This is a genomic window from Chromobacterium vaccinii (assembly GCF_000971335.1).
Taxonomy (GTDB): Bacteria; Pseudomonadota; Gammaproteobacteria; order Burkholderiales; family Chromobacteriaceae; genus Chromobacterium; species Chromobacterium vaccinii.
This window is the reverse complement of the sequence record NZ_JZJL01000080.1, coordinates 1-10,496: the sequence shown is the minus strand read 5'-3', so window position 1 is coordinate 10,496 and position 10,496 is coordinate 1. Positions and strand designations below refer to the sequence as shown.

Annotated in this window: 12 protein-coding genes; 6 read left to right on the top strand and 6 right to left on the bottom strand. The window is 65.9% G+C overall.

Features of this window, described 5'->3' with window-relative positions:
* Window positions 1–391 (top strand): calcium-binding protein (locus tag VL52_RS21895; RefSeq protein ID WP_046159029.1); only part of this gene is annotated, 391 nt, incomplete at its 5' end.
* Window positions 392–493: 102 nt separating this feature from the next.
* Here the strand turns inward: VL52_RS21895 and rlmH are convergent.
* The 4 genes from rlmH to VL52_RS21875 form a co-directional block, all read right to left on the bottom strand.
* The gene (rlmH, locus tag VL52_RS21890; RefSeq protein WP_046159028.1) at window positions 494–964 is read right to left on the bottom strand and encodes a 23S rRNA (pseudouridine(1915)-N(3))-methyltransferase RlmH; all 471 of its coding nucleotides are present in this window, start codon (window positions 962–964) and stop codon (window positions 494–496) included.
* Between the two features lie 66 nt (window positions 965–1,030).
* Window positions 1,031–1,399, bottom strand: coding sequence for a ribosome silencing factor (gene rsfS, locus VL52_RS21885; RefSeq protein WP_021475654.1), 369 nt, complete (start codon window positions 1,397–1,399; stop codon window positions 1,031–1,033).
* 78 nt (window positions 1,400–1,477) lie between these two features.
* Window positions 1,478–2,116, bottom strand: a complete 639-nt coding sequence (nadD, locus tag VL52_RS21880) for a nicotinate-nucleotide adenylyltransferase (RefSeq protein WP_046159027.1) — start codon at window positions 2,114–2,116, stop codon at window positions 1,478–1,480.
* Window positions 2,113–2,694, bottom strand: coding sequence for a beta-class carbonic anhydrase (locus VL52_RS21875; RefSeq protein ID WP_046159026.1), 582 nt, complete (start codon window positions 2,692–2,694; stop codon window positions 2,113–2,115). Before VL52_RS21875 ends, nadD begins: the two co-directional genes overlap by 4 nt.
* 303 nt (window positions 2,695–2,997) lie before the next feature.
* Here VL52_RS21875 and VL52_RS21870 point away from each other — a divergent pair, with 303 nt between their 5' ends.
* Window positions 2,998–3,558: an acetate uptake transporter gene (locus tag VL52_RS21870; protein ID WP_046159025.1), complete on the top strand. Its 561-nt coding sequence runs from the start codon at window positions 2,998–3,000 to the stop codon at window positions 3,556–3,558.
* A gap of 170 nt (window positions 3,559–3,728) precedes the next feature.
* On the opposite strand, the gene VL52_RS21865 is transcribed toward VL52_RS21870, so the two are convergent.
* Both VL52_RS21865 and VL52_RS21860 read right to left on the bottom strand, forming a co-directional pair.
* Window positions 3,729–4,484 (bottom strand): hypothetical protein, encoded by a 756-nt coding sequence (locus VL52_RS21865; RefSeq protein ID WP_046159024.1) that lies wholly within the window; start codon window positions 4,482–4,484, stop codon window positions 3,729–3,731.
* A 40-nt stretch (window positions 4,485–4,524) separates the two neighbouring features.
* Complete coding sequence (locus VL52_RS21860; protein WP_046159023.1) at window positions 4,525–5,511, bottom strand: DUF2804 domain-containing protein; 987 nt, start codon at window positions 5,509–5,511, stop codon at window positions 4,525–4,527.
* A 136-nt stretch (window positions 5,512–5,647) separates the two neighbouring features.
* Between VL52_RS21860 and VL52_RS25115 the strand changes: the two genes are divergently transcribed.
* The 4 genes from VL52_RS25115 to VL52_RS24245 form a co-directional block, all read left to right on the top strand.
* The gene (locus VL52_RS25115) at window positions 5,648–5,794 is read left to right on the top strand and encodes a hypothetical protein (protein WP_160298980.1); all 147 of its coding nucleotides are present in this window, start codon (window positions 5,648–5,650) and stop codon (window positions 5,792–5,794) included.
* The gene (locus tag VL52_RS21855; protein WP_046159022.1) at window positions 5,791–7,242 is read left to right on the top strand and encodes a beta-barrel assembly-enhancing protease; all 1,452 of its coding nucleotides are present in this window, start codon (window positions 5,791–5,793) and stop codon (window positions 7,240–7,242) included. Before VL52_RS25115 ends, VL52_RS21855 begins: the two co-directional genes overlap by 4 nt.
* Window positions 7,243–7,542: 300 nt before the next feature.
* Complete coding sequence (gene aceE, locus VL52_RS21850) at window positions 7,543–10,206, top strand: pyruvate dehydrogenase (acetyl-transferring), homodimeric type (RefSeq protein WP_046159021.1); 2,664 nt, start codon at window positions 7,543–7,545, stop codon at window positions 10,204–10,206.
* 120 nt (window positions 10,207–10,326) lie between these two features.
* The coding region (locus VL52_RS24245) for a biotin/lipoyl-containing protein (protein ID WP_326980830.1) at window positions 10,327–10,496 on the top strand (170 nt) is incomplete at its 3' end.

Below are 10,496 nucleotides of genomic sequence, written 5' to 3'. Positions count from 1 at the left end.
CGATACGCTGAATGGCGGAAACGGCAACGACACCTACCGTTTCGGCCGCGGCGACGGCGCGGATCTGGTGCAGGATTCCGGCGGGCAGGACGCGTTGGAGTTCGACCCGGGCGTCAACGCCGACCAGCTGTGGTTTCGCAAGCAGAGCAACAGCCTGGAAGTCAGCGTGATCGGCGGCGGCGACAAGGTGGTGGTGGAAAACTGGTTCGGCAATGCCGCCAACCAGCTGGAAACCATCCGCTCCGGCGACGGCAAGGCGCTGGCGGCGTCGCAGGTGCAGGCGCTGGTGACGGCGATGGCGGCGTTCAACCCGCCGGCGGCGGGCCAGATGACGCTGCCGGCCGATTACCAGGCGGCGTTGCAGCCGGTGATCGCGTCCAGCTGGAAGTAAGCGCTTAGCCTCCGCCGCGCCTTGCGCGCGGCGGGAGCCGCAAAAACGACAGCCCCGTCGGTTTAGGCCGCGGGGCTGTTTTCATGGCAGAGCGGCGGCGCGCTATTCGCGATGATAAGGGTGGTTGTTGAGTATCGAGTAGGCGCGGTAGATCTGCTCGGCCAGCATCACCCGCACCATGCCGTGCGGCAGCGTCATCGCCGATAGCTGCAGCAGCACGTCGGCGCGCTGCTTCAGCTCCTGCGACAAGCCGTCGGCGCCGCCGATGACGAACACCACGTCGTCGCCGCCGGCCATCCATTCCTTCAGTCCCTCTGCCAGCTTGACCGAGGTCCAGTTCTTGCCGCGCTCGTCCATCACCACCAGCCGCGCGCGCGGCGGGATGGCGGCGATCAGCCGCTCGTGCTCGGCGGCGATGCCCTTCTCGGCGGTGACGCCGCCGCCGCGCTTCTCCGGCTTGATCTCTTTCAGTTCCAGCGAGATGTCGCGGCCGAAGCGCTTGGCGTAATCGGTATAGGCCTCGTCGACCCAGCGCGGCATCTTGGTGCCGACGGCGAGTATGGTGATTTTCATCGGGAAGGGCTTGTGCGGAGGAGGAAAAACGAAAGGGCGGGAAGAACCCGCCCTTGTTCGGTCAGCTTATACCGCCGACCACGGCTTGGCGGCGCCCAGCGCGAAGCTCGGCTTCTGGCCGCCCCACAGCGCCTCGATGTCGTAGTAGTCGCGCACGGCGGGCAGCATCACATGCACCACCACGTCGCCGGCGTCCACCAGCACCCATTCGCCGCTTTCGTGGCCTTCGCTGCCGACGATGTCCACGCCGGCTTCCTTCAGTTTCACCTGCACGCTGTTGGCCAGCGCCTTCACTTGGCGGTTGGAGTCGCCGGTGGCGACGATCATGCGTTGGAACAGCGAGGTGAGCTCGCTGGTATCCAGTTCGATGATGTCCTTGCCCTTGACGTCTTCCAGAGCCTCTACGGCCAGTTTGCTGATTTCTTGAATTTCCATGATTCCTTTTCCTGTGCCGGTACATAGCAGGCACAGGCGCCGGCAAGAGGTACCAAAAAGAGCGGGTAGGGCGGTGCCCTACCGGTATAGCCGCTGCCGGCGGATATAGGCCAGCACGGCGGGATCGATCAGACCTTCCACCGGCTCGTCGGCGGCCAGCTGGGCCCTCAGGCGGGTGGCGGACAGATCGAGCGGCGGGAGGGCCAGGGGGCGGATTGTACCGGAAGCCGTTCGATTTGAAAAATCAGATACTTGGCGGGCCTGCCACTCTTGGCGGACTTCGGGGGGGAGGGCGGCCGGATCGAAGCCGGGCCGCATCGCGACGGCGAGGTTGGCGAGGCGGAACAGCTCGCGCCAATCCTTCCACGAGGACAGCGCCGCCAGCGAGTCGCCGCCGACCAGAAACCATAGTTCGGCGGCTGCGCCCAGTTCGGCGCGCAGTTCGCGCAGCGTGTCCACGGTATAGGCCGGGCGGTGGCGGCGGATCTCGCGCTCGTCCACCGTCAGCCTGGCGTCGGCGGCGATGGCCAGCTTCACCATGTCCAGGCGTTGCGCGGCGCTGGCGCGCGGCCCTTCCTGCCTATGGTAGGGTTGGCCGGCGGGGATCAACCTGACTTCGTCGAGCGCCAGTTCGTCGGCGAAGGCGCGCGCCATGCGCAGGTGGGCATGGTGGACGGGATCGAAAGTGCCGCCGAACACGCCGACGCGGGCGTTCATGCCGCCGGCGCTTCCTCGTCGCCGTAGCCGTTGATCACCATTTCCAGCCGGCCGGTGGACGGGTGGATCACCATGCCGTGCACCGGAACGTCCTTGGGCATCAAGGGATGGTTGCGGATGGTCTGCACGGTGTGGCGCACGCTGTCGGACACGTTGTCGAAGCCTTTCAGCCAGCCGTCCAGGTCGATGCCGGCCGCGCGCAGGGTGGCGATGGTGTCTTCCGACACGCCGCGCTCCATCGCGTGGTTCAGCACGCGCTGCGGATCGACCGCGCGCATGCCGCAATCGCGGTGGGCGACCACGCAGATCTCGTCGGCGCGCAATTCGTACACCGCCATGATCAGGCTGCGCATCACCGAGCCCCAGGGGTGGGTGATCAGCGCGCCGGCGTTCTTGATCAGCTTGGCGTCGCCGTTCTTAAGGCCCATCGCCTTGGGCAGCAGCTCCACCATGCGGGCATCCATGCAGGCGAGGATGGCCAGACCCTTGCCGGGAAACTTGTCGGTCTTGTATTGCTCGTATTCGCGGTTTTCCACGAAGGCGCGGTTGTGCTCGAGCAGGGTATTCAGTCGGTCCATGGGTACGGTTTCCTGTGCGGATAGCGGGACGGATTCACCTGTGCGTCCGGCGGGCGCATAGGTGAATTCGCTCTGGAGGCTTTGCTCTATTCCGGGCGGCATGCTACCACCAGTCGGCGGAGGCGGGACAGAAATTCGCGGCTGAACCGGTCTGTGCAGGTGGGGGCGAAGGCGGCGATTGCAAGCAGAGTTGGTCCTCATGCTAATTATACAAGGTTTGACGAATCTCCTTGCCGCGCCGGACCGGCTTGCCTAGAATCGCGCCTCCTTAAATATTACTGCTTGCTTATTCTGGAGCGTTTCGTGAACGAAAAACTGGCCAACCCGGCCCCGCTAGGCCTGATGGGCTTCGGCATGACCACCATTCTTCTCAATATCCACAACGCCGGCTTCTACCCGATCAGCGCGATGATCCTGGCGATGGGCCTGTGCTACGGCGGCCTGGCGCAGATCGTCGCCGGCATCATGGAGTTCCGCCGCGGCAACACTTTCGGCGTCACCGCCTTCCTGTCCTACGGCCTGTTCTGGCTGAGCCTGGTGCTGCTGATCGTGCTGCCCAAGACCGGCCTGGCCGACCCGACGCCGGAAGGCTATATGGGCTGGTACCTGCTGATGTGGGGCGTGTTCACGCTGTTCATGCTGGTGGGCACCGTCAATTACCCTCGGGTCAAGCAGTTCGTGTTCGCCTCGCTGACCGTGCTGTTCTTCCTGCTGGCGGCGCGCGATTTCACCGGCAACGCGGTGATCGGCATGATCGCCGGCTTCGAAGGCATCGTCTGCGGCGCCAGCGCCATCTATCTGGCGATGGCCACCGTGCTGAACGAGCAATACGGCCGCACCGTGTGGCCGGTGGGCGCGCGCTGAAAGCGATCCGCTCCCGCATTCCGACGCCCCGCATGGGGCGTTTTTTATTGCCGGCTTAAAGTGGCTAACAAAACTCAGTTTTACGGCTGAGGCAAGGCGCGCCGACGCAGACAGTACAAGCAGTACGGCAAGTCGGCGCAACGCAGCACCAGGGGTTTTGTTAGCCGCTCTCAGTGGCGATGCCGGCCCAGCCACATCACGGCCAGCTGCACCAGCACCGCCAGGCTCAGCGCCAGCAGGAAGGCGGAGGCCGGCCGCAGCGCGTCCAGCGCGCCGGCCAGCGCCAGGCAGAAGGCGATGAAGGCGTAGAAGCCGCGCACCATGCCGCGCAGCAGGCGGATGGCGGCGGCGGGGCCGGCGCTGGCGTGGGTGAAGACGCCCAGCACGCTGGCCAGCACCGGAAACACCGCCAGCACGCCGCTGAGCGCCGGCCCCAGCCGTTGCGACAGGCTGGTGATGATCAGCACCAGCAGCGCGCCGGCCGCCATCCGCAGCGCCATGCCGGCTTCGCGGGGAAGGGGGTTCGTCGTGGCGGGGGGGGCGGGAAACAGGAAGCCGGCCAAGGGCAGGAAGGCCAGGCCCAGCATCGCCGCGGGCCACGGCGGCAGCGCCGCGGCCTGGCTGGCGGCGACGGCGAGCGCGTAGCCGGCCACGCCCAGCGGCAGGCACAGCGGCCAGCGCCAGCGCAACGCCGACCAGCTGTAGGCGATGCCGAACACCACGTTGGCGGCGGCGCCCATCGCGGAGGCCAGCGCCGCCTGGCGGGCGAAGTCCGGTCCTTGCTCCAGCGTCAGGATCAGCAGGATCGATCCGGTGATCACCGGGAAGCCGGCCAGCGCGCCGGCCACGCCCGGTCCCCATTTTCTGGCGGCGGCGCTGATCAGCCAGATCAGCGCCGGCACCAGCAGCAATTTCAACAGCAGCATCTTAATAGCCTGTTCAAAGTCTCTGGTGAGCAGCGCAGTTTTACCAGCGCGAGACATGGTCCTCGGTGACGCCGGCCAGCGCGCGCACCGCGTGGCGCGTTCCGCTGTCGGGGTCGATCAGTTCGCCGTCGAAGCGGCCCACCGGCTGCACGTAGCGGCTGGCGGCGACGATCAGGTTCTTGTCCTCGCGCCGCGCGCCTTCCGGCGTGAAGACCAGGTCCACCATGCCGTCGTTGCTGCGGATGCGCCATGGCGCCAGCGGGTTTTCCGCCTGGTAGTAGAACGTCGCCGAGCCGACGCGCCACAGCCGGCCGTCCAGCCACACCGCGTTTTCCTCGCGGCCCATATAGCCCTGCTGCAGATTGAAGCCGATGCCGGCGCCGTGGGCGCTGGCCCAGCGCCAGCGCGTTTCGCGGGCCAAGAGGCCGTTGGAGTAGTCGAGCGAGGCGGTGGCGGCGGACAGATCGTAGCGTCCGGCCGCGCAGCGGGCCTCGCCGCGCGCGGGCAGGCCGCCGCTCTTGTGGGTGCTGTGGGCCAGATAATTGGCCGGCGCCACCACCGCGAGCACCGGCGGCATCGCGGAGAGGTCGATCTCCGCGTCCAGGCTCAGTTCGCGGCTGGCCACGCTCAGGCGCAGAACGTCGCCGGCGCGCTCGAAGGCGAAGCGCTTGCCGGGGAGACGGAAGCGGGCGTCGCCGAAGGCGCGGTCGGCCATGCTGACGCCGATGCCGGGCAAGCCGTTGGCGCTGGCGGCGGCCACTACTTTTCCTTGCTTGCGGTCGAACAGATAGGCGAAGGCGGTGCCGTTCCAGCCCACGTCCACCACTGCGGCGGCGATCAGGAAATCGTCGTGGGCGAGGGCCGCGTACTGCCAGCGCTTGTGGTGCAGCTTGCGGGACAGGCGCTGCAGCGGCGTCAGCGCCAGCGCCCGCCAGCTCAGCTCGGGCACGATGCCCTGGTAGACGCCGAAGGCGGCGCGGCCATCCGGAGCGGTGAGGCGGAGCGGGGCGGAGGGCAGGGTGGGCATGGCGAGGCACCGGTAGGGGGATGCGATCGAGTCTAGCGGAATCCGACCGTCATGGCAGCGCGCTACAATTGTTTAACATTGCGCACAATTGCGCGCATGCCATTTCGCATCGTTCGCGGCTATCATAAGCCCTATGATGAAAAGCCGCCTGCTGTTCGCGTTGCAGAAGCCGCCCCGTGCGGAAAGCCTGGATGAACCCTTTCGTCATGGCGAATGGGTGCAATTGTTCAACATTGCGCGCGGCTTTGCCGATGCCGGCTTGATCCGTTCGCGGCTGCCATGAGCTTCGCGAAGAAAAGCCTGCTGTGCGCGCTGCTGGCCTCCACGCTGGCCCAGCCGCTGACCGTCCGCGCCGATCTGCCCGATCTGGGCGAGATTTCCGACGCCTCGCTGTCATTGTCCGACGAAGCGCGCATCGGCCGCGACGCGCTGCGCGCGATGCGGGAAGCCGGCGACGTGGTGGACGACCCCGAGGTCAACGCCTACCTGAACGGCATCGGCGGCCGGCTGGCCGCGGCGGCCGCGGTGCCGGGCGTCCATTTCACCTATTTCTGCGTCGCTGATCCCGGCATCAACGCTTTCGCCATGCCCGGCGGCTATGTCGGCATCAATATCGGCCTGATGCTGGCCTCCCAGAGCGAAGGCGAGCTGGCCGCCGTGCTTGGACACGAAACCGCTCACGTCGCCCAGCGCCACATCGCGCGGATGCAGGCGGCCAACAGCGCCACCAGCCCCTTGCTGCTGCTGGGCACCATCGTCGCCGCCGCGTTGGCGGCCAAGGCCGGCAGCGGCGAGGGCGCGATGGGCGCGGTGTCGGCCGGCATGGGCCTGTCCATTTCGCGCCAGCTGGCGTTCTCGCGCGATTTCGAGCGCGAGGCGGACCGCGTCGGCATGCAATACATGGGCGCCGCCGGCTTCGACGTGCGCTACATGGCGTCCTTCTTCCAGCGGCTGGAGCAGGCCAGCCGCTACAGCGACAACACCGCCTACGCCTTTTTGCGCACCCACCCGGTGACGCTGGAGCGGATCAGCGAGGCGCAGAACCGCGCGCTGGACTACCCGGTGCGGATGCGCGCCGACAGCGTCGACTACCTGCTGGTGCGCGAGAAGCTGCGCACGCTGACCATGTCGCCGGAAGAGGCGGTTTCCCATTACGACAGCGCGCTGCAGCGCGGCTTGTTCCTCAGCGAAGGCGCAAATTGGTATGGCCTGGCGCGCGCCAAGTTGCTGCAGCATGACCGCAAGGGCGCCAGCGAGGCCTTGGCCAAGGCCCGCGCCAAGCTGCCGGACAATCCGATGCTGTACGGGCTGGAGGTGGAGATCGCCCGCGACGGCCGCGACTGGGCCGCCGCCACCCGCGCCGCCAGCGAGGGGCTGTCGGTTTTCCCGCGCAGCGAGTCGCTGCAACTGGCCCAGCTGGACGCCGCGCTGGACGGCGGCGACCGCAAGGCCGCCCAGGCGCAGTTGCGCCAGCTGCTGGACAACCGGCGCGACGATCCGGCGCTGTATCGGCGCGAGGCGAAGCTGTACGCCGACAAGGACCCGCTGCGTTACCACGCCGCCTTGGGCAATGCGTTCTATTACGAACAACGCTACGGCGCGGCGCTGGAGCAGTACCAGCTGGCCGGCAAGGCCAAGGGCGACGACTTCTACTTGAGATCCATGCTGGAAGCCCGTCTGCGCGAGGTGGAGAAGCTGGCCAAGGAGGAGCGCAAGGCTGCGCGGAATTGAAACAATTGTTTCAGGATCGCGTTGTTTATCGCAAAAAAACAACATGATGCGGCGCAGCATCCGTTTTTTTCGCGACTTCCAGCTGTCTTAGCTGTCGACGGCTATTCCTTTGCGAATCCATCCAGTCGTACACTGGCGTGGTCGCACGATGCTCATTCGAAAATGAACATTTTTATTTGCGAAACTGTTCGTTTATAATCGCAAATCAAATCATTGGCTCGCTTCCGAGCCGATAGCATAAACGCGGGGCCGGCCGGTTCGAGACTCGGTCCCCGAAGTCACCCGCTGTGAGGACCAGAGATGGCTGCAACTTTCCCTGACGATATCGATCCGTTGGAAACCCAGGAGTGGACTGAAGCGCTGGAATCGGTGCTGGACAACGAAGGCGCAGAACGCGCGCACTTCCTGCTGGAGACCATGGTCGAGCGCACCCGCCGCCGCGGCGCCCACCTGCCGTTCGATGCCACCACCGCGTACCAGAACACCATCCCGGTTGGCAAAGAAGCCAAGTCCCCGGGCAACCACGAGATGGAGCATCGCATCCGCTCGATCAACCGCTGGAACGCGGCCGCCATGGTGCTGCGCGCCGGCAAGAAGGATCTGGAGCTGGGCGGCCACATCGCGTCCTTCCAGTCCTCCGCCACGCTGTACGACGTCGGTTTCAACCATTTCTGGCGCGCCCAGAATGAAAACCAGGACGGCGACCTGATCTACTTCCAGGGCCACATCGCCCCGGGCGTGTATTCCCGCGCCTTCATGGAAGGCCGCCTGACCGCCGACCAGATGGACAACTTCCGCCAGGAAGTGGACGGCAAGGGCCTGTCCTCCTATCCGCACCCATGGCTGATGAAGGACTTCTGGCAGTTCCCGACCGTATCCATGGGCCTGGGCCCGCTGATGGCCATCTACCAGGCCCGCTTCCTGAAGTACCTGGAAAGCCGCGGCCTGGCCAAGACCATGGGCCGCAAGGTGTGGTGCTTCTGCGGCGACGGCGAGATGGACGAGCCGGAATCGTTGGGCGCCATCGCCATGGCCGCCCGCGAAGGCCTGGACAACCTGGTGTTCGTGATCAACTGCAACCTGCAGCGCCTGGATGGTCCGGTGCGCGGCAACGGCAAGATCATTCAGGAACTGGAAGGCGACTTCCGCGGTTCCGGCTGGAATGTGCTGAAAGTGATCTGGGGCTCCCGTTGGGACCCGCTGTTGGCCATGGACACCAAGGGCTTGTTGAAGAAGCGCATGGACGAGTGCGTGGATGGCGACTACCAGACCTTCAAGTCCAAAGACGGCGGCTACGTTCGCGAGCATTTCTTCGGCAAGTACCCGGAGCTGCGCGAAATGGTGGCCAACATGTCCGACGAAGAGGTGTGGAACCTCAACCGCGGCGGCCATGACCCGCACAAGGTGTATGCGGCCTACCACGAGGCCACCCACAACGCCAACGGCCGTCCGACCGTGATCCTGGCCAAGACCATCAAGGGTTATGGCATGGGCGCGTCCGGCGAAGCCAAGAACATCGCCCACCAGGCCAAGAAGATGGACCTGGACAGCCTGCGCAATTTCCGCGACCGCTTCGGCATCCCGGTGTCCGACGAGGACCTGCCGAACGTGCCGTACTACCTGCCGGCCGAAGACAGCCCGGAAATGAAGTACATGCGCGAACGCCGCGCGGCGCTGGGCGGCTACCTGCCGGCCCGCAATCCGGTCAACCAGCCGCTGGCGGTGCCGGAACTGTCCGCCTTCGACGCGCAGCTGCAAGCGTCGGGCGACCGTGAGTTCTCCACCACGATGGCCTTCGTCCGCATGCTGGGCACCATCATGAAGGACAAGAACATCGGCAAGCGCGTGGTGCCGATCGTGCCGGACGAGTCCCGCACCTTCGGCATGGAAGGCATGTTCCGCCAGTACGGCATCTGGTCCACCCAGGGTCAGAACTACGTGCCGCAGGACCATGACCAGCTGATGTTCTACAAGGAATCCAAGGACGGCCAGATCCTGCAGGAAGGCATCAACGAGCCGGGCGCGATGGCCGACTGGATCGCCGCGGCGACCAGCTACGCCAACAGCAGCCAGCCGATGATTCCGTTCTACATCTACTACTCGATGTTCGGCTTCCAGCGCATCGGCGACCTGGCCTGGGCGGCTGGCGACATGCGCGCCCGCGGCTTCCTCTTGGGCGGCACCGCCGGCCGCACCACGCTGAACGGCGAAGGCCTGCAGCACGAAGACGGCCACAGCCACATCCAGGCCGGCCTGATCCCGAACTGCATCAGCTACGACCCGACCTTCGCCTACGAGCTGGCCGTGATCGTGCAGGACGGCATGCGCCGCATGTACGCCGAGCAGGAAGACGTCTTCTACTACCTGACCCTGATGAACGAAAACTACGTTCACCCGGCGATGCCGGCAGGCGCGGAAGAGGGCATCCTGAAGGGCATGTACCTGCTGCAGGACGGCGGCGACGCCAAGGTCAAGGTGCAGCTGATGGGCTCCGGCACCATCCTGCGCGAAGTGATGGCCGCGGCCGACCTGCTGAAGGCCGACTTCGGCATAGCCGCCGACATCTGGAGCGTGACCTCCTTCAACCAGCTGCGCCGCGACGGCATGGAAGCCGAGCGCCACAACCTGCTGAACCCGACCGCCGAGGCCCGCGCCTCCTACGTCGAGCAGCAGCTGGCTGCCCGCAACGGCCCGGTGGTCGCCGCGACCGACTACATCCGCAACTACGCCGACCAGATCCGCGCCTACGTGCCGGGCCGCTACGTCGTGCTGGGCACCGACGGCTTCGGCCGCTCGGACAGCCGCGCCAATCTGCGCTCCTTCTTCGAGGTGGATCGCTACCACGTGGCTCTGGCGGCCCTGTCTGCCCTGGCCCGCGACGGCAAGATCGACGGCGCCAAGGTGGCGGAAGCCATCGCCAAGTACGGCATCAAGACTGACAAGCTGCCGAGCTGGAAGGTGTGATTCCAGGATGGAAGCCCCGGCCCAGGCCGGGGCCTTCCGTCTTTGCAAGGCAAGCGAATCTGTAGCGGATATCCGGCGGAACGCCCCGAGAGGGGCTTCCGCCCTACGAATGGAAAGCTCATGAGCAATCTGATCGAACTGAAAGTGCCCGACATCGGCGGTCACAGCAACGTAGACATCATCGAAGTATTCATCGCCCCGGGCCAGACCGTTTCCGTGGACGACTCCCTGATCACTCTGGAAACCGACAAGGCCACCATGGAAGTGCCGGCCGAAGCCGCCGGCGTGGT